This window comes from Pseudomonas sp. B21-056, from assembly GCF_026016325.1.
Taxonomy (GTDB): domain Bacteria; phylum Pseudomonadota; class Gammaproteobacteria; order Pseudomonadales; family Pseudomonadaceae; genus Aquipseudomonas.
This window is the reverse complement of sequence record NZ_CP087203.1, coordinates 321,046-339,226: the sequence shown is the minus strand read 5'-3', so window position 1 is coordinate 339,226 and position 18,181 is coordinate 321,046. Positions and strand designations below refer to the sequence as shown.

At 62.0% G+C, this 18,181-nt stretch carries 16 protein-coding genes; 12 read left to right on the top strand and 4 right to left on the bottom strand.

Annotated features, from left to right (window positions below; translation table 11 throughout):
* Nucleotides 1–170: 170 nt before the first annotated feature.
* A complete protein-coding gene (locus LOY67_RS01465; RefSeq protein ID WP_265065625.1) occupies nt 171–3,083 on the bottom strand; it encodes an aminotransferase in 2,913 nt (970 codons plus the stop codon).
* Between the two features lie 253 nt (nt 3,084–3,336).
* On the opposite strand from LOY67_RS01465, the gene rfbB reads away from it, so the two are divergent.
* From rfbB to LOY67_RS01430, 7 genes are read left to right on the top strand one after another with little or no spacing between them, the layout of a single operon-like run.
* Nucleotides 3,337–4,419, top strand: a complete 1,083-nt coding sequence (gene rfbB, locus LOY67_RS01460) for a dTDP-glucose 4,6-dehydratase (RefSeq protein WP_265065624.1) — start codon at nt 3,337–3,339, stop codon at nt 4,417–4,419.
* Nucleotides 4,416–5,291, top strand: coding sequence for a glucose-1-phosphate thymidylyltransferase RfbA (rfbA, locus tag LOY67_RS01455; RefSeq protein WP_265065623.1), 876 nt, complete (start codon nt 4,416–4,418; stop codon nt 5,289–5,291). Before rfbB ends, rfbA begins: the two co-directional genes overlap by 4 nt.
* On the top strand, nt 5,288–5,833 hold the full coding sequence (gene rfbC, locus LOY67_RS01450; protein WP_265065622.1) for a dTDP-4-dehydrorhamnose 3,5-epimerase: 546 nt from the start codon (nt 5,288–5,290) through the stop codon (nt 5,831–5,833). Before rfbA ends, rfbC begins: the two co-directional genes overlap by 4 nt.
* Nucleotides 5,830–6,714: a dTDP-4-dehydrorhamnose reductase gene (gene rfbD, locus LOY67_RS01445; protein ID WP_265065621.1), complete on the top strand. Its 885-nt coding sequence runs from the start codon at nt 5,830–5,832 to the stop codon at nt 6,712–6,714. The genes rfbC and rfbD overlap by 4 nt, the downstream gene beginning before the upstream one ends.
* Before the next feature lie 59 nt (nt 6,715–6,773).
* Complete coding sequence (locus tag LOY67_RS01440) at nt 6,774–8,582, top strand: sensor histidine kinase (protein ID WP_265065620.1); 1,809 nt, start codon at nt 6,774–6,776, stop codon at nt 8,580–8,582.
* Nucleotides 8,579–9,970 carry a sigma-54-dependent transcriptional regulator gene (locus LOY67_RS01435; RefSeq protein ID WP_265065619.1) on the top strand — a complete coding sequence of 464 codons (1,392 nt, stop codon included), beginning with the start codon at nt 8,579–8,581 and terminating at the stop codon, nt 9,968–9,970. The genes LOY67_RS01440 and LOY67_RS01435 overlap by 4 nt, the downstream gene beginning before the upstream one ends.
* Nucleotides 9,971–10,007: 37 nt before the next feature.
* Entirely contained in the window at nt 10,008–10,463 is a 456-nt protein-coding gene (locus tag LOY67_RS01430) for a thioesterase domain-containing protein (protein ID WP_265065618.1), read from the top strand.
* A 34-nt stretch (nt 10,464–10,497) separates the two neighbouring features.
* On the opposite strand, the gene cysQ is transcribed toward LOY67_RS01430, so the two are convergent.
* Both cysQ and nudE read right to left on the bottom strand, forming a co-directional pair.
* Nucleotides 10,498–11,325: a 3'(2'),5'-bisphosphate nucleotidase CysQ gene (gene cysQ / locus LOY67_RS01425; RefSeq protein ID WP_265065617.1), complete on the bottom strand. Its 828-nt coding sequence runs from the start codon at nt 11,323–11,325 to the stop codon at nt 10,498–10,500.
* Nucleotides 11,322–11,888: an ADP compounds hydrolase NudE gene (nudE, locus tag LOY67_RS01420; protein WP_265065616.1), complete on the bottom strand. Its 567-nt coding sequence runs from the start codon at nt 11,886–11,888 to the stop codon at nt 11,322–11,324. The genes cysQ and nudE overlap by 4 nt, the downstream gene beginning before the upstream one ends.
* Nucleotides 11,889–11,976: 88 nt before the next feature.
* Between nudE and yrfG the strand changes: the two genes are divergently transcribed.
* The gene (gene yrfG / locus LOY67_RS01415; RefSeq protein WP_265065615.1) at nt 11,977–12,639 is read left to right on the top strand and encodes a GMP/IMP nucleotidase; all 663 of its coding nucleotides are present in this window, start codon (nt 11,977–11,979) and stop codon (nt 12,637–12,639) included.
* Nucleotides 12,640–12,736: 97 nt separating this feature from the next.
* Here yrfG and lysM read toward each other — a convergent pair whose 3' ends face one another.
* Nucleotides 12,737–13,186 (bottom strand): peptidoglycan-binding protein LysM, encoded by a 450-nt coding sequence (gene lysM / locus LOY67_RS01410; protein ID WP_265065614.1) that lies wholly within the window; start codon nt 13,184–13,186, stop codon nt 12,737–12,739.
* 137 nt (nt 13,187–13,323) lie between these two features.
* Between lysM and LOY67_RS01405 the strand changes: the two genes are divergently transcribed.
* From LOY67_RS01405 to LOY67_RS01390, 4 genes are all read left to right on the top strand, one after another.
* On the top strand, nt 13,324–14,211 hold the full coding sequence (locus LOY67_RS01405) for a LysR family transcriptional regulator (RefSeq protein ID WP_265065613.1): 888 nt from the start codon (nt 13,324–13,326) through the stop codon (nt 14,209–14,211).
* Between the two features lie 92 nt (nt 14,212–14,303).
* Nucleotides 14,304–15,143: a formate dehydrogenase accessory sulfurtransferase FdhD gene (gene fdhD / locus LOY67_RS01400; RefSeq protein WP_265065612.1), complete on the top strand. Its 840-nt coding sequence runs from the start codon at nt 14,304–14,306 to the stop codon at nt 15,141–15,143.
* Nucleotides 15,140–17,488 (top strand): FdhF/YdeP family oxidoreductase, encoded by a 2,349-nt coding sequence (locus LOY67_RS01395; RefSeq protein ID WP_265065611.1) that lies wholly within the window; start codon nt 15,140–15,142, stop codon nt 17,486–17,488. The genes fdhD and LOY67_RS01395 overlap by 4 nt, the downstream gene beginning before the upstream one ends.
* A gap of 205 nt (nt 17,489–17,693) precedes the next feature.
* Nucleotides 17,694–18,170, top strand: coding sequence for a glycine zipper domain-containing protein (locus LOY67_RS01390; protein ID WP_041024668.1), 477 nt, complete (start codon nt 17,694–17,696; stop codon nt 18,168–18,170).
* Nucleotides 18,171–18,181: the final 11 nt, after the last annotated feature.

Sequence of the window (18,181 nt, the reverse complement as noted above, 5' to 3'; positions counted from 1 at the left end):
GCGAAGCGATCAAGGCTTCGGGCAACGAAGACTTTATAATCGATAAAAATCGGACTTTAAAGATAAAAAATTTTCCCAGGCAAAAAAAATCGCGAATATCATCGATAAAAATCGAAAAGTATTCGCGATCAACTGGAGAAGCGAACCTCCTGGGAAGCATCAACCTCGGGTCAGAGACCTTCGTCCAACACCTTCGACAGCATATCGACGAAGAAATCCACGCTCTGGCGGGTCGTGACCATCGGTGGCTTGATTTTGAGGATGTTCAGGTAGTCACCGGTGGGTTGCATGAAGATGCCCAGCTCCCGAAGGCGGTTGCACAGCATCGCGGTTTCCTCGGTCGCGGGCTCCAGGGTGTCGCGGTTGCGGATCAGCTCCAGACCCAGGTAGAACCCGGAACCATGCACCGCACCGACCAATGGGTATCGGTCGATCAGGGCTTGCAGCCGCGCCTTGAAGTGACCACCCACCACCCGGGCGTTTTCCCACAGCCCTTCTTCCTCCATGACATCCAGCACCGCGATACCGATCTGGCAACTGACCGGACTGCCGCCGGACGACGAGAAGAAATAACCCTCGGCTTCCAGCGCCTCGGCGATTTCCCGGCGGGTGATGACCGCGCCCAACGGCTGGCCGTTGCCCATGCCCTTGGCCATGGTAATGATATCCGGCACCACGCCTTGCTCTTCGAAGCCCCAGAAAAACTCGCCCATACGCCCGTAGCCGACCTGTACTTCGTCAGCGATGCACACGCCGCCGCGTTCGCGCACCAGCCCATAGACCTGTTTCAGATACCCGGGTGGCAGTGCGATACCGCCGGCATTGCCATACACCGGTTCGCAGATGAAACCGGCGAGCTGACGTTTCTGCTCGGCGATTTTCGCCAGGTTGTGCTCGACACTGCGCACGTAGTCCGGCGCGCTGTCAGGGCCACGGAATTCACCGCGATAAGTATTGGGAGCGGTCACCGGGTGCACCCAGTCCGGGCGGCTGCTCAGGGCCTTGGGGTTGTCGGCGATGGACGTCGAGACCGCATCCGCCGCCACCGACCAGCCATGATAGGCCTCCAACACACTGAGCATGTCCCGCCCGCCGCTGTAGGCCCAGGCCAGGCGGATCGCCAGGTCGTTGGCCTCAGTGCCGCTGTTGACCAGGAATACACGATCCATGTTTGACGGCGCCAGTGACAACAACCGCTCGGAAAACTCGGCAATCGCCGCGTAGTGGAAACGGGAGTTGGTATTGAGCAGCGACCACTGGCGGGCAGCCACGGCCGCCATGCGTGGATGACCGTGCCCCAGTACGGCGACGTTGTTGAGCATGTCGAGGTAGGAGCGCCCTTGCATGTCGATCAGGTGATTGCGCCAGCCACGCTCGATGCGCGGCGGGTCGACGTAATAGTGTTTCTGGGTACGGGCGAAGCTCGCATCGCGACGAGCCAGCAATGCCTTGGCGTCGATTTCCTCCTCGGCATCGCAGGCCAGCCCGAGCAACACCGCCGGTGAAGGGCACAATGCCTGCCAGGCCGAGGCTGAGGACGGCGTGCAGAACAGCGGTGGGTTCAAATGCGCACCCCGGCACAACTGAACCCGCAACGGGCCAGCCACTTCGCCCAGTACCTGTCCCTTGACCAGTGCGGCCCCGGAATGAAGCGGCGACGCCACACCCCACAGCCGTATGCTCAACTGCGCACTGTCCAATTGCAGCAGGCCGTCGGCGTGCTTGTGCAAAACCCCGGCGAACGGCGACTCCAGCGGCGTGCCGCGCGGTACATGCAATTCCACATGCAGGGGGTAGGTGTCAGGCTCTGCGGCACTGTCCGGCCGAGTGCGCGACAACCGGTACTGCCCGTAACGGCTGGCGGCCAAGCCGTGGACGGTGGCGGCTTCGCTCAGCAGACGCTGGTCGATGCCCGGCTGTTCCCAGTTGCCGGCCTCGAAATGCGGACTCAGCACACCCAGGTCGATCAAGGCGAACTCACGGCCCACCAGGGTCGGCAGCAGCGGTACAAAGCCTTCACTGACAATCGGCGGCAGATTTTGACCAACAGCGCTCAGGATCGCCGCTTCCATCAGCTCGAACGGCACCGAGTGGGCAACCCGGAAGATTTCCCATTCGTGCGCCAGGTTGGCGCGACTGTACGCGTTGTCCGGGTCGATAGACACCTGTTGCTCACCACTGAGCACCAGCACGGCGGCACGTGCCACGATCAGCGGCCAGAGCGCCAGCAGTTCTTCGCGCTGCAACGGGTTCGCCGCGTGATAAGCCTGGATCGCCGGCAGGATGAAGAACGGATCGCCATCGGCGTGGTGCAACAATGCTGCACAAGTCACCGACAGCTCGGTGATGCGCCAGGTGCGGATCAGGTCACCGAAATCGATGACACCTTGCAGTTGCCACTGGCGCTGGGCATCACGCTGCCAGACCACATTGTCATCGGTCAGGTCCATGTGGATCGCCTGCACCGGCAGGTTGGCCTTGAGCGGATGCAGGCGTCGTTCGGCCCGTTGCGCAGCCTCGGCGATCAGGCTGCGTTGCTGATCGTCCTGAATGACCGGCAGCAGGTGGCCGATCAACGTATTGGCATGGCGGGCATCCCATTGCAGGGTGCGCTCCAGGCCCGGATGCTCGAACGCGGCCAGGGCAAGGTCGACTTCCGCACACAAGCGCCCCAGGCCGCTCACCAGCTCCAGCCCCAGATGCTTGAGTTGGGTCAGGGGTTGGCCGTCGATGTATTCCAACAGCCGGACATGAACCGTCTGTCCGTCGACATCGAGCGTCAGCAGATCCTCGCCGTTACCGGCCACGATCACCCGCGGCACTTTAACCGTGCCGTGACCGGCCAGTTGCCTGAGGGCCGCATGTTGGGCCTGGAGCTCCTGGACGGCGTAGTCGCCATGGCAAATTTTCAACACAAAGCGCCCGCGCTCGCTGTCGACGCGGTAGTTGAGATCCTGCTGGCTGCCAAGGGGTCGCAGGTCGCCGCTGAGTCCGTAATTCAAGCGCAGCAGCACCAACGCCTGCTCGGCGTTGATCTGTGGGCTTGGCAAACTGGCACGGTGAACCAACGTAGCGAGTGGCATACAACGACCCCTGATGTAGTTTTTATTGAACACCTATCACGCCATTGAGCCGGGGAATAAGCAACCCCTCTCTGTGGAGAAAGGGTCATCCACACGCTTTTGCGGACTGACGGATACTTTTTGCGAGCTGCCTCATCCCGGTTGACCTGCGGATGCCGGGACACAGCCCGAAATATGCCACTTGCACCGTTACCTACATGCCGACAAGCTATGCTCCATATCTTTGTCGTCTCATGGAAAAAGGCTTAACCGGATGCGTATCCTCATCACTGGCGGTGCCGGTTTCATTGGCTCGGCCCTCGTACGGCATTTGATCCTTGATACCGAACACCAGATCCTGAACCTCGACAAGCTGACGTACGCGGGCAATCTCGAATCGCTGAGCAGCGTCGATCACAGCAGTCGTTATGAGTTCGTACAGGCCGATATTGTCGATCAACCCACCGTCAGTGCCGTGCTGGTGCGGTTCAAGCCCGATGCAATCATGCACTTGGCAGCGGAGTCCCATGTGGACCGGTCCATTGATGGCCCGGCGGACTTCATCCAGACCAATATCGTGGGCACCTACAGCCTTCTAGAAGCCACCCGAGCCTATTGGCAGAGCTTGCCTGAAGCCCGGAAACACGCGTTTCGTTTCCACCATATCTCCACCGATGAAGTGTACGGCGACCTACACGGCGTGGATGACCTGTTCACCGAAACCACCCCATATGCACCCAGTTCTCCTTATTCGGCCAGCAAGGCGGCGTCCGACCATCTGGTCCGCGCCTGGCAGCGCACCTACGGCTTGCCCGTGCTGCTGACCAATTGCTCGAACAACTATGGGCCGTTCCACTTCCCTGAAAAGCTGATTCCGCTGGTGATCCTCAACGCCTTGGCCGGTAAACCATTGCCGGTGTACGGCGACGGGCAACAGGTGCGGGATTGGCTGTATGTCGAAGACCATGCCCGTGCACTGCTGAAGGTCGTCACCGAAGGCGTGGTCGGCGAGACCTACAATATTGGCGGCCACAATGAGCAGAAGAACATCGACGTCGTGCGCAACATCTGCGCGTTGCTCGAAGAACTGGCGCCCAACAAGCCCGAGGGGATCGGACGCTATGTCGACCTGATCACCTTCGTCAGGGACCGCCCCGGCCACGACCTTCGCTATGCCATCGATGCCGGCAAGATCGAACGGGAACTGGGCTGGACACCCCGGGAGACCTTCGACACCGGCCTGCGCAAAACCGTGCAGTGGTACCTTGAGAACCTCCAATGGTGCCGACGTGTCCAGGACGGCAGCTATCAGGGCGAACGCCTCGGCTCGCTCGACGAAAAGGAATCGATTGCATGATGAAGGGCATTGTTCTGGCCGGTGGTTCCGGCACGCGGCTGCACCCCATTACCCTCGGAGTTTCCAAGCAACTGCTGCCGGTCTACGACAAACCGATGATCTACTACCCGATTTCGGTGCTGATGCTGGCGGGCATCAAGGACATCCTGGTGATCTCCACCCCGCAGGACCTGCCGCAATATCGCAGCCTGCTGGGCAACGGCAGCCAATTCGGTGTGCAGATCAGCTATGCCGAGCAGCCTTCACCCGATGGTCTGGCCCAGGCGTTCCTGATAGGCGAACAGTTCATTGGCAGCGATCCGGTGTGCCTGATCCTGGGTGATAACATCTTCCACGGACAGCACTTCGGCGAACAGTTGCAGACCGCCGTCAACCGACAGCAGGGTGCGACCGTATTCGGCTATTGGGTCAAGGATCCGGAGCGTTTTGGCGTGATCGACTTCGACGCTGAAGGTCATGCCCTTTCCATCGAGGAAAAACCCTCCGAGCCCAAATCCAGCTATGCGGTCACCGGCCTGTATTTCTACGATAACGACGTGATCCAGATCGCCAAGACAATAAAGCCCTCCAAACGCGGGGAACTGGAAATCACCGACGTCAACAATGCCTATCTGCAACGCGGCGACCTGCATGTCGAGCGCTTCGGCCGCGGTTTCGCCTGGCTGGACACCGGCACCCACGACAGCCTGCTGGAAGCCTCGCAGTACGTACAGACCATCGAGCATCGCCAGGGCCTGAAAGTGGCGTGCCTGGAAGAAATCGCCTATCAACAGGGCTGGATCAGCCGCGAGCACATGCTCGAGCGCGCCGAATACTTCGGCAAGACCGGCTACGGACAGTATCTGTTCAAGATCGCCGGAGAAACACGTTGAACGTCATCGCCACCCAATTGCCGGACGTCTTGATCATCGAGCCGAAAGTCTTCGGTGACGAACGCGGCTTTTTCTACGAAAGTTTCAACGCCCGGACATTTGCCGACGCCACTGGCTGCGACCTGCAGTTCGTCCAGGACAACCACTCACGTTCGGCCAAGGGTGTGCTTCGTGGCTTGCACTATCAGATCGAACAGGCCCAGGGAAAGCTCGTGCGCGTCATCGCCGGCGAAGTACTGGACGTGGCGGTGGACATTCGCCGCAGCTCGCCCACTTTCGGCCAATGGGAGAGCGTGCATCTGTCGGCGCAGAACCAGCGACAGCTGTGGATTCCGCCAGGCTTCGCCCACGGTTTCATAGTGCTGAGTGAGTCAGCGGATTTTCTCTATAAAACCACGGATTACTACGCGCCTGTGGCCGAGCGCTGCATCCGTTGGGACGATCCGGACCTGGCTATCGACTGGGAGCTGGAGGGCGCACCCACCCTCTCACCCAAGGACCAGAACGGCAAGTTCCTGCATGAGGCCGACCTGTTCCCATGAGTGAGTCCTTGCGAATCCTGATCATCGGCAAGAACGGCCAGGTGTCCCGGGCACTCCAATCGCGCCTGGCCAACACCGGCGAGCTTATTGTGCGCGGCAGCGATCAGCTTGACCTGGCACGCCCGGATCAACTGCGCGCGCACATCGGTGCCCTGCGCCCCAACCTGATCATCAATGCCGCCGCCCACACAGCCGTCGACCAGGCCGAGAACGAGCCGGAACTGGCCTTTGCCATCAACGCCGCCGCACCGGGGATCCTGGCCCAGGCCGCGAACGAGCTGGGCATCCCGCTGATCCACTACTCCACTGATTACGTTTTCGATGGCAGCAAGCCTGGGCCCTACACAGAAGACGACACACCCAACCCGTTGAGCGTCTATGGGCGCAGCAAACTGGCCGGCGAGGATGCCATCCGCCAAGCCGGCGGCCAGCACCTGATATTGCGCACCAGTTGGGTGTACTCGACCGAAGGCCGCAATTTCCTCCTGACCATGCAGCGTCTGCTCCAGGAAAAACCCCACCTGCGGGTAGTAGCCGACCAGATCGGAGCGCCGACCTGGGCTGGCACCATCGCCGACAGTACCGCCAGGGTTATCGAGCGCTGGATGGCGAGCCGCTGCGGTGCCTGGGGCACCTATCACCTGACGGCCCAGGGCGAGACATCCTGGTTCGGTTTTGCCCAGGCCATCGGCGAACGGTTGATCGAGCAGCACAAGCCTTGTGCGGTCATTGAACCCATCCCGTCCAGCGACTACCCGACGCCGGCCCCACGTCCGCTGAACTCGCGCCTGGATTGCACACGCCTGTTGCAGGAATGGGGGGTGAGCCAGCCAGACTGGCGAAGCGCATTGCAGCAGTGTCTTGCCGGACAAGCCCAGTAAATACTGTTTGTGAGGCAGGACACTGGGCATAATGCGCTTGTTCCTACAGGCGCACGCTCATGCATTCCACCCTTCCCCGCAGACCCCGTTGGCGCAGCCTGGCCTTGCTTGCGCTGTGCCTGGCGCCGTTGCTATGGCCGCTGGAGCATCTGGCCGAACGTTATTACCGCAGCGAACTGGCCGGGCAGAATCGCCAGACACTGGATCTTTACGTCGCCAACCTGTTGGGCACGCTGCACCGTTACGAGGTCCTGCCGCAGATTCTCGGCGACCTGCCGGCCCTGCGTGCGGCGTTGGCTGCCCCGGAGGATGAATTCACCCAAGGCAACGCCAATCAGCTGCTGAAGAAAATCAGCACCCAGACCGGCGCCGAGGTGATGTACCTGATGGACGCCAACGGCAAGACGCTGGCGGCCTCGAACTGGGACAAACATGACAGCTTTGTCGGGCGCAATTTCGCCTTCCGGCCGTACTACATCGAAGCCATGGCCGGACGCCTGGGGCGCTTTTTCGGCCTGGGCACCACGTCGGCCAAGCGCGGTTATTTTTTCGCCGCCGCCGTGCGTGAGCGCGACCGCGTCATTGGTGTGCTGGTGGTCAAGGTCGACCTGGACCACACCGAAAGCCTGTGGGGCAAAACCCCGGAGCAGTTGCTGGTCACCGATCACAACGGGGTGGTCATCCTCACGTCACGGCAGGAGTGGCGATTCCGCTCGACCCGCCCGTTAAACGACGATGAACATAACGCAATCAGCGCCGTGCAACCCTACCCGACCCGCGATCCCAAACCGCTGAACCTGGATCCACGGGCCTGGCTGACCCAGACCCAGACCATCGACGAAACGGGCTGGAGCGTGAGCATCCTCGCCCCACGCACCCTGATCGACCGCCCGGTGCGCACCGTCGTCGCCACCGGCGGTGCAGCGTTGCTGGTCTTGATGCTGTTGCTTGGCTTGATGATGCAACGCAGGCGGCACTACCTGGACCGGATCGCCTTCGAAGGCAAGGCGCGACACGAGCTGGAAGGCCGGGTGGCCGAGCGCACCAGCGACCTGGAAGGACTGAACCGACGACTGAAGCAGGAAGTCCTGGAGCGCGAGCAGGCGCAACAGGAGCTTGTCCGTGCCCAGGATGACTTGGTGCAGGCCGGCAAACTCTCGGCCTTGGGCACCATGTCGGCCAGTATCAGCCACGAACTCAACCAGCCGCTGGCAGCGATCCGCAGCTACGCGGAAAACGCCGAGATACTGCTCGACCACCAGCGCACCGAGGACGCCAGGGGCAACCTCAAGTTGATCAATGAACTGACCGGGCGCATGGCATCGATCATCGCTCACCTGCGGGCCTTTGCCCGCCGCGACCGTCATGCACCGGAAAGCGTCGCCTTGCAACCGGCCCTGGACGATGCCCTGGCGCTGCTCGCCAAGCGCCGGCGCAGCATGGAAGTGGAACTGATCCGCGACCTCCCGGCCGCCACGCTGTGGGTCGAGGCCGGGGAGACCCGCTTGCGCCAGGTGCTTGGCAACCTGCTGGCCAATGCCCTCGACGCCCTGACCGAAAAAGGTCCTCCGCGCAGACTCTGGCTCAGTGCCCAGGCCACTGAAACCGGCGTCAACCTGTACATCCGCGATAACGGCCCGGGTTTCTGCATGGAAGCCCTGGGCCGTGCCGGCGAACCCTTCTACACCACCAAGACCCGCACCCAGGGCCTTGGCCTGGGACTGGCGATCTGCGACACCCTGATGCGCGCTTTCGGCGGCGAGCTGTCGTTCGCCAACCACAAGGAAGGCGGCGCCCTGATCACCCTCAAACTGCGCGCCGGCGCGCCTGGGGTAAGCTTGCAACCGTCCGAGGACCGTAGCGTATGACCATCGATAACCGGATTGAGGTGGTGCTGATCGACGACGATCCCCATCTGCGTCAGGCCCTGAGCCAGACCCTCGACCTGGCCGGCCTGAACATTCTGTCCCTGGCCGAGGCCAAGGGCCTTGCCGGGCAACTGCCGCGGGACTGGCCGGGCGTGGTGGTCAGCGATATCCGCATGCCGGGCATCGACGGCCTCGAACTATTGAATCAACTCCACGCCCAGGACCCGGAACTTCCTGTGCTGCTGATCACCGGTCACGGCGATGTGCCGTTGGCGGTCCAGGCCATGCGCGCCGGCGCCTATGACTTCCTGGAAAAACCCTTCGCCAGCGATCATCTGCTCGACAGCGTGCGCCGGGCCCTGGCCTTGCGCCGCCTGGTGCTGGACAACCGCAGCTTGCGCCTGGCCCTCAGCGACCGTCATGAACTCAGCGCCCGCCTGGTCGGCCAGTCCACACCGATGCTGCGCTTGCGCGAGCAGATCGGCGCCTTGGCGGCGACCCGCGCCGACGTGCTGATCCTTGGTGAAACCGGTGCAGGCAAGGAAGTGGTGGCCCGTGCCCTGCACGACCTTTCGAGCCGGCGCAACGGCCCGTTCGTGGCAATCAACGCCGGGGCCCTGGCTGAGTCGGTGGTGGAAAGCGAGCTGTTCGGCCACGAGCCCGGAGCCTTCACCGGCGCGCAGAAACGTCGCATCGGCAAGTTCGAGTTCGCCAATGGCGGCACACTGTTCCTCGATGAAATCGAAAGCATGAGCCTGGACGTCCAGGTCAAATTGCTGCGGCTGTTGCAAGAACGCGTGGTGGAGCGCCTGGGAGGCAATCAACAGATCCCGCTGGACATCCGCGTCATCGCCGCGACCAAGGAAGACCTGCGTCAGTCCGCCGACCAGGGACGCTTTCGCGCCGACCTGTATTACCGCCTTAACGTGGCACCGTTGCGTATACCGCCGTTGCGCGAGCGGGGTGAGGATGCGTTGATGCTGTTCCAGCACTTCGCCGACGAAGCCAGCACGCGCCATGGTTTGCCGCCCCACGAGCTGCAACCGGCACAACGGGCGCTGCTGCTGCGCCACAGTTGGCCGGGCAACGTCCGGGAGTTGCAGAACGCCGCCGAACGTTTCGCCCTGGGCCTTGAACTGGCTCTGGACAACAGCACGCCGGATGGCACGCCCGGCACACCGGTGGAAATCATCAGCGGCGGCTTGAGCGAGCAGGTGGAGAACTTCGAAAGAACCCTCATCGCCGCCGAACTGGCTCGCCCCCACAGTTCGGTACGCAGCCTCGCCGAAGCCCTGGGCATTCCGCGCAAGACCCTGCACGACAAGTTGCGCAAGCATGGACTGACCTTCGGCGACAGCAGCCCTGGCGCAGCCGATGAGTCCGATTGAGTTATCGTAGTCTTCCCTTCAAGCAAGAGGCCCGGCAATGAACCGCGACAGCCGTTACCTGGAATCGATCCTGCACCACGACATTCCGTTGACCCGGGACATGGGTCTCAAGGTGCTCGATTGGCAGGCCCGACAACTGCGCCTGTTCCTGCCGCTGGAGGCCAACGTCAACCACAAGAGCACCATGTTCGGCGGCAGCCTGTATTGCGGCGCCGTGCTCGGCGGCTGGGGTTGGCTGCACCTGGCCCTGCGCGACGAAGGCATTGAAGACGGACATATCGTGATCCAGGAAGGGCAGATCAGCTATCCGTTGCCGGTCACCCGCGACGCGGCGGTCCTTTGCGACGCGCCAGAGGAGAAGGTCTGGAAGCGTTTCCTGGCCACCTATCAGCGTTATGGACGGGCGCGGTTGACCCTGCAGACGCGAGTGGTGAATGAGGGCAGCGAAGACGCAGCGGTGCGGTTCGAGGGGCAGTACGTGTTGCACCGCTGACAGGGCTGTCACAAACAAACAAAGCATAGATGACTCAGGAACGAGCGAGCTCCAGCAGTTTCTCACGCCACGCCGCCTTCGCCGGCAGCGCCAGGAACGACGCATTCAGCAGCGACTCCCGCGGCGGATAACAGAACCGCTCGCCGCTCAAATCCAACACCTCACCGCCCGCGCCTTCCAGCACACCCTGGGCCGCAGCGGTGTCCCACTGGGACGTCGGCGCCAGCCGTGGATAGCAATCCGCCGCGCCTTCGGCCAAAAGACAGAACTTCAATGAACTGCCGATGTTGGTGAGCTGCAACTCCCCAAGGCTCTGGCTCAAGCCGCTCAAGAGGCGTTCCTGCTCCGGGCTGGTATGACGACGACTGGCGACCACGGTGAATGCTTCGCCCGGCGCCCGCACGTTACGCACGCTTACTGGCACAGGCTCGGCGCCCTTGTCACCCCGCCAGGCGCCCAGCCCCGCGCCGCCGACGTAGAAGCGACCATTGGTGGGCATCGATACCACGCCAAACACCACGCGGCCCTGCTCGACCAGCGCAATGTTGACGGTGAACTCCTCGCTGCCGGAAATGAACTCCTTGGTCCCATCCAACGGATCGACCAGCCACCAGCGTTGCCAGCCGGCGCGCACATCCCGGGCAATATTGGCGTCCTCTTCGGAGAGGATCGGGATCTCCGGGGCCAGGGCCGTCAGCCCGGCCACAATGACATCGTGGGCAGCCATGTCGGCGGCGGTGACCGGCGACTCGTCAGCTTTGTGGACAACCTGCACATTGGCCCGCCAGAAAGGCAGGATCGCCTCGCCGGCCTTGAGTGCCAGTTCGACCACCGGGGCCATCAGGGAATGAGGGTAATTCATGCCAGGAACGCTCCGCGCAGGGTCAGCAGGTCACGGGCCAGGTACAACGCCGCCAAGGCGCGGCCCTCGGTGAATTGTGGGTTTTGCGCCAGGGAGGACAATTCGCGCAGGTTGACCTTGTCCACGCGCATCGGCTCAGGCTCGTCGCCTTCCAGCCGTTCCTCGTACAGGTCCGTCGCCAGCACCACCTGGATTTTCTGGCTCATGTAGCCGGGAGACAACGACAGCTCGGTCAGGTGCTCCAATTGACGCGCACCAAAACCGGCTTCCTCCTTGAGCTCCCGCTCGGCCGCCGCCAGTACATCCTCACCCGGCTCGACCAGGCCCTTGGGCAATGACAGCTCGTAAGCGTCGGTACCGCCGCAATACTCTTCCACCAACACAGCATGGTCGGCATCGAGCATCGCCACGATCATCACCGCACCGTAACCGGTGCTCTTGCCCGCCAAACGCTCATAGGTGCGCTCCACACCATTGGAAAAACGCAGTTTCAGTTCCTCCACGCAAAACAGGCGGCTGGTGGCGACGATCCGTCGATCGAGTATGGTGGGCTTCTGGCGCATAAACGGCTCCCTGGGCGATAGCAGGCTACTATACCCGGCCTATCCTGATTGTTTATGGCGGATATCCGATTACCGCTGGAGAAGTTTTATGGCCTTGCTGCCCTGGCACGAGATCGACACGGTGCTGCTGGACATGGACGGCACCTTGCTGGACCTGCATTACGACAACCATTTCTGGATGGAACACCTGCCCCAGCGCTATGCCGAACTGCATGGCGTAAGCCGGGCCATGGCCGAAATGGAGCTGCAACCGCTGTTCGAACGCAACGCCGGTCAGTTGCAATGGTATTGCCTGGACTTCTGGAGCACCGAGCTGAAGCTGCCGGTGCGCGAACTGAAACTGGAAACCGCGCACCTGATCGCCTTGCGCCCGGATGCCGATACCTTCCTGGCGGCGATCCAGCGAGCCGGCAAACGCGTGGTGATGATCACCAATGCCCACCGCGACTCGCTGTCCCTGAAGCTGGAGCGTATTGAGCTCGCGCCCTATTTCGAGCGCCTGATCAGTTCCCACGACTACGGTTTCCCCAAGGAAAACCCGCAATTCTGGGACGCGCTGAAAACCGACCTGAACTTCGACCCGGCCCGCAGCCTGTTCATCGACGACACCTTGCCGGTACTGCGCAGTGCCCGGGATTTCGGCGTGGCGCACCTGCTGGCCGTCAGCGAGCCGGACAGTCGCAAGGGGCCGAAGGATACGGGGGAGTTCGAGGCGCTCGGGGACTATCGGGATCTGATTGCAGGGCTTTGAACAGCGTTGTCCCCATCGCGAGCAGGCTCGCTCCCACAAGGATACTGGGCCTGTGGGAGCGAGCCTGCTCGCGATGGGGACAATGCGGTCTTGAGGTTTACTCGGGAATGCGCAGCACCTGCCCCGGATAGATCTTGTCCGGGTGCTTGAGCATCGGCTTATTGGCATCGAAGATTTTCTGGTACTTGTTCGCATCGTCATAGACACGCTTGGAAATCGCACTCAAGGTGTCGCCTTTTTCCACCGTAACGAACCTGGACTCCTTCGCGACCGGGCCGGTCACCGTGATCTGGTCATCGACACCACTGATACCCGCCACATTACCCAACGCCAACAGGATCTTTTCCTTCTCTTCCTGACTCGCGGCTTCACCCGTGGCTACGACTTTTTCGCCCTCGACCTTCACCTGGATCTTCGAAGTATCAATGCCTGTCAGCGCGTCCTGCACGTGCCGGGTCAGCGCTTCGCCATTGGCCTGCGCCTTGTCGGGTGTCAACGCATCAAGGATTTTCTCACCGGCATCTTTCAAAAAACTGAAAAGGCTCATCGTATTCTCTCCCTGGGTTTGAATGTCCAGAACGTAACAGCCTAGACCCGAACGAGACGGACCTCGTTGCCGGCCGACCAATGACCGCGCCACGCGCAAGCGCTAGAATCCGAATCTTCCCGCGCCCTGGAGCGAAGATGGACATCAAGCAGCTGAAATTTCTCATCGCGCTGGACGAAACCCGCCACTTCGGCCAAGCCGCCGCACGCTGTCACATCACCCAGCCGACTTTGTCGATGCGCCTGCGCAGCCTTGAAGAGGAACTGGATCTGCCGCTGGTCAATCGCGGCCAGCGCTTCGAGGGCTTCACCGCGCCAGGGGAGCGGGTACTGGCGTGGGCGCGCACGGTGCTGGCGGCTTATGACGGCCTGCTGGCCGAAGCGGCGGCCTGCCGTGGCAATCTGGTCGGTACCCTGCGCCTGGGCGTGGTGCCCCTGTCCGACTTCGATCCATTGTCGATGATGCAGCGCCTGCACGCCGAGCACCCTGACCTGCATTTCGAACTGTCATCCCTGAGCTCCGAACAGATCCTCGAACAACTGGCAAACAATCGCATTGACCTGGGCGTTTCCTATCTCGAGCGCCTGGACAACGAGCGCTTCGAATCCTTGCCGTTCAGTCCAACCCGCATGGGCCTGCTCTATGACCAGCGCTTTTTCTTTTTCGGTGAACAGCCACTGACCTGGCAGGCGCTGATCGAGTTACCCCTGGGCATGCTCACCAGCGGCATGCATTTTCGCCAGTCCATCGATCACAACTTCCACAGCCGCAGCCTCGCGCCCCGTCCGGTATTGCAAACCGACGCGGTGCACCAACTCCTGCAAGCCGTACACGGTGGACTGTGTTGTGCGGTGATGCCGCTGAACAGCGGCCTGGATGTCCTGACCGAAGACCTGCGCATGCAACCCATCGTCGATGCGCAAACCCTGGTCCCGCTGGGGCTCATCATGCGCCGCGGTGCCCCGCGCTCGGCGTTGGCAGAGGCCTGTTTCGCCCTCTATCAGAAATCAACAGCAACATCTTGATCGACGTCATCTATTGATAGATCGGTAATAGCGATTAGACGTGGCAGATTGCCGCATTTAGTCTTGTCACTATTCAAATCGTCGGTGATGCCATGAAAGCCAAGCCTCCGGCCTGTCCGGTGCCCGCCGCGCAAACGCCAGCGCCCAGTGCCAGCCAGAGCTATCACTACAGCAATCCGGACCATTCCCAAACGGACAGCACCGCGCTGGCCGAGGAGGTGGCGTTGGCGATCGCCTATAACGGCATCAGTCAGGCCGTCATGCTGGTCACCCCCACCGATCTTGAGGATTTCATCGTCGGCTTCAGCCTCGGCAGCGGCATCATCACCGAGCCGTCGGACATCTATGACCTGCAACTGAGCGGCACCGGCTCCGCACAGTACGCCCAGGTGACCATCGCCAACCGCGCCTTCTGGAACCTCAAGCAACAGCGCCGGCAACTGGCCGGTACCAGTGGCTGCGGGCTCTGCGGCGTGGAAGCCGTGGAACAAGCGCTGCCGGACCTGAAAGTGCTGCCCGGCGCAGCGCTGCCACCGGCGCAATGGCTCGATGGCCTGCGCCAGCGCATCGGCCAGTTCCAACCCCTGGGCCAGCACTGCGGCGCGGTCCACGCGGCGCTGTTCATGAATGGCCAAGGCGAATTGCTGCTGGGCCGCGAAGACATCGGCCGACACAACGCCCTCGACAAACTGATCGGTGCCTTGGTCCGGCAACAGATTTCGATGGTCGATGGCGTGGCGATCGTCACCAGCCGTTGCAGCCTCGAACTGATCCAGAAAGTGTTGCGGGCCGGCATCCAGACCCTGGTGAGCCTGTCGTCTCCTACCGGCCTTGCCGTGCAATGGGCCCGCAAACACAACCTCAATCTTATCCACCTGCCGCAGAAGAGTGCGCCGCGGGTCTACAGCCCTGCGATGGAGAAACACGCGTGAGCAAGCATCAACTAGCCGACCAGAAACCCGTACCGCGCTATAAGCCCTACAAGGGCCCGGCCGGTGGTTGGGGGGCGCTGATCAGCGTTGCCCAGGCCTGGCTGACCAGCGATAACGCGCTGAAGAACATCCGCATGATGCTCAAGACCAACCAGAACGGTGGCTTCGACTGCCCGGGCTGTGCCTGGGGCGACTCGCCGGAAAGCGGCATGGTCAAGTTCTGCGAAAACGGCGCCAAGGCGGTGAACTGGGAAGCGACCAAACGCCGTGTCGATGGTGCATTTTTCGCCCGGCACAGCGTTACTTCACTGCTGGAGCAGAGCGACTACTGGCTCGAATACCAGGGCCGCCTGACCGAGCCGATGAGCTACGACGCCGAAACCGATCGCTACAAACCCATTAGCTGGGAGGCGGCGTTTGCCCTTATCGGCAAGCACCTGCAAGGGCTGTCCAGCCCGAACCAGGCCGAGTTCTACACCTCCGGCCGGGCCAGCAATGAAGCGGCGTACCTGTACCAATTGTTCGTGCGCGCTTACGGTACCAATAACTTTCCTGACTGCTCGAACATGTGCCACGAAGCCAGCGGTGTGGCGCTGTCCCAGAGTGTCGGCGTGGGCAAGGGCACGGTGACGTTCGACGATTTCGAGCATTCCGACGCGATTTTCGTCTGGGGCCAGAACCCGGGTACCAACCATCCACGGATGCTTGAGCCATTGCGCGAAGCAGTGAAGCGCGGTGCTCAGGTGGTGTGCATCAATCCACTCAAGGAGCGTGGCCTGGAGCGCTTCCAGCATCCGCAGAACCCGTTCGAGATGCTCACCAACGGCAACAAACCCACCAATACCGCTTTTTTCCGCCCAGCCCTGGGCGGCGACATGGCCATCTTGCGCGGCATGGCGAAGTTCCTGTTGCAATGGGAACGTGAAGCCCAAGCCTGCGGCGCTCCCGCCGTGTTCGATCACGCCTTCCTCAACGAGCACAGCGCCAACGTGCTGGAATACCTGGCCGTGGTCGACGACACCCCGTGGGAGCAGATCGTCGAGCAGTCGGGCCTGGCCCTGGTGGAGATCGAGCAAGCGGCGCGCATGTACGCCAACAGCAAGAATGTGATCATGTGCTGGGCGATGGGCATCACCCAACATCGTCACTCGGTGGCGACCATCCAGGAAATCGCCAACCTGATGATGCTGCGCGGCAACATCGGCCGGCCGGGCGCAGGCCTGTGCCCGGTTCGGGGCCACAGCAACGTGCAGGGCGACCGGACCATGGGGATCAACGAGCGCCCACCGGCTGCGTTTCTCGACACATTGGAGCGACGCTTCCAGTTCAAGGTGCCACGGGAGGATGGCCACAACGTGGTCGAGGCGATCCACGCCATGGCCGATGGCCGGGCGAAAGTGTTTATCGGTCTGGGCGGCAACTTCGCCCAGGCCACCCCGGACAGCCACCGGACTTTCCAGGCCCTGGGCAACTGCGACCTGACCGTACAGATCAGCACCAAACTCAACCGCAGCCATCTGGCCCATGGGAAGCAAGCGTTGATCCTGCCATGCCTGGGTCGCACCGACATCGACCGGCAAACCGCCGGCTCGCAAGCGGTCACCGTGGAAGACTCTTTCAGCATGGTCCACGCCTCCAAGGGGCAACTGGAGCCACTGTCGAACCAGATGCGTTCCGAGCCCTGGATCATCGCTGGCATGGCTGCCGCCACCCTCGGTGACCGTCCGGTGGACTGGAACTGGCTGGTGGCCGACTACAGCCGCATCCGCGACCTGATCGCCGACACCATTCCCGGTTTCAAGGACTTTAACGAGAAACTGCACAACCCTGGCGGCTTCTATCTGGGCAACAGCGCCAGCGCACGTCGTTGGAGTACCCCGTCGGGGCGCGCCAACTTCAAGCCCAACCGCTTACCGGCTGACCTGGTGCATGAACGTACCCGCGCCACCGGCCAGTTGCCGGACCTGATCATGCAGTCCATGCGCTCCCACGACCAGTACAACACCACCATCTATGGCCTCAACGACCGTTATCGTGGTGTCAAAGGCCAGCGTGACGTGCTGTTCGTCAATGAAGCCGACATCATTCGCCTGGGCTTCAAGCCGGGGCAGAAGGCCGATATCGTCTCGCTCTGGGACGACGGCCGCGAGCGACGGGTCAAGGGTTTCACCCTGCTGGCATTCGACATCCCTGCCGGGCAGGCTGCCGCCTACTACCCAGAGGTGAATCCATTGGTACCGCTGGAAAGCACTGGCGACGGCAGCGACACGCCAACCTCGAAGTTCGTGGCAATCCGCCTGGAGGCGGCGAGCGAAAATGGAATGATCCTGGCCAGGTCGGCCTGATCTTTTAACCCGCGCACAAAAAAGGCCGTTTTCCATAGAAAACGGCCTGTCCGAAGTAGCTAAAGACCGGCGGAATTACGTTAAGTTCCGGCCAGAAAACAATAACTTAGAGAATTGTGCACAAGTCGTGTTACTCGTCGGATTTCGATTGTCACCAAGCGAAGCCAGCCTCAGGATCGCGCCGTCATCCCTTTGAGGCTCCTCTATGAAGTTCTCCTCCATTCTCTTGTTGTCCCTTGGCCTGATCAGTGGCGTCGCGTCTGCCGGCGGCACCGCCGAAGCAGGCGTCGGCGGCGCATTGGGCGGGGTTTTGGGTTCGGTTGTCGGCCAGTCCCTGGGCGGCAATACCGGTTCGACCATCGGTGCGGCCCTGGGCGGCGCGGGCGGTAGCGCCGTCGGTGCAGACAAGCACAGCCGCGGCGAAGCGGCGATCGGCGGCGCGCTGGGCGCAGCCGGTGGTAACGTGGTCGGCCGTAGCGTGGGCGGCAGCACCGGCAGCCTGATCGGTGCAGCAGCGGGCGGTGGCGCCGGCGGCGCACTGGGTAACTACATGGGCAAGGACGATGACGACGATCGTCGCTATGAGGGTCGCCGTGGTGACCGTCGCTACTACCGTGACGGTCATCCGGGTCGTGGCCATGCCTACGGGCATCGCAAGCATCACCGCTACTATCGCGACTAATAGCTGACTGA

Coding starts and splice junctions, on each gene's coding strand:
- LOY67_RS01465 (WP_265065625.1), bottom strand. CDS start 3,083: ATGCCACTCGCTACGTTGGTTCACCGTGCCAGTTTGCCAAGCCCACAG.
- LOY67_RS01440 (WP_265065620.1), top strand. CDS start 6,774: ATGCATTCCACCCTTCCCCGCAGACCCCGTTGGCGCAGCCTGGCCTTG.
- rfbB (WP_265065624.1), top strand. CDS start 3,337: ATGCGTATCCTCATCACTGGCGGTGCCGGTTTCATTGGCTCGGCCCTC.
- rfbD (WP_265065621.1), top strand. CDS start 5,830: ATGAGTGAGTCCTTGCGAATCCTGATCATCGGCAAGAACGGCCAGGTG.
- LOY67_RS01390 (WP_041024668.1), top strand. CDS start 17,694: ATGAAGTTCTCCTCCATTCTCTTGTTGTCCCTTGGCCTGATCAGTGGC.
- LOY67_RS01435 (WP_265065619.1), top strand. CDS start 8,579: ATGACCATCGATAACCGGATTGAGGTGGTGCTGATCGACGACGATCCC.
- nudE (WP_265065616.1), bottom strand. CDS start 11,888: ATGCGCCAGAAGCCCACCATACTCGATCGACGGATCGTCGCCACCAGC.
- fdhD (WP_265065612.1), top strand. CDS start 14,304: ATGAAAGCCAAGCCTCCGGCCTGTCCGGTGCCCGCCGCGCAAACGCCA.
- cysQ (WP_265065617.1), bottom strand. CDS start 11,325: ATGAATTACCCTCATTCCCTGATGGCCCCGGTGGTCGAACTGGCACTC.
- lysM (WP_265065614.1), bottom strand. CDS start 13,186: ATGAGCCTTTTCAGTTTTTTGAAAGATGCCGGTGAGAAAATCCTTGAT.
- LOY67_RS01430 (WP_265065618.1), top strand. CDS start 10,008: ATGAACCGCGACAGCCGTTACCTGGAATCGATCCTGCACCACGACATT.
- rfbA (WP_265065623.1), top strand. CDS start 4,416: ATGATGAAGGGCATTGTTCTGGCCGGTGGTTCCGGCACGCGGCTGCAC.
- yrfG (WP_265065615.1), top strand. CDS start 11,977: ATGGCCTTGCTGCCCTGGCACGAGATCGACACGGTGCTGCTGGACATG.
- LOY67_RS01405 (WP_265065613.1), top strand. CDS start 13,324: ATGGACATCAAGCAGCTGAAATTTCTCATCGCGCTGGACGAAACCCGC.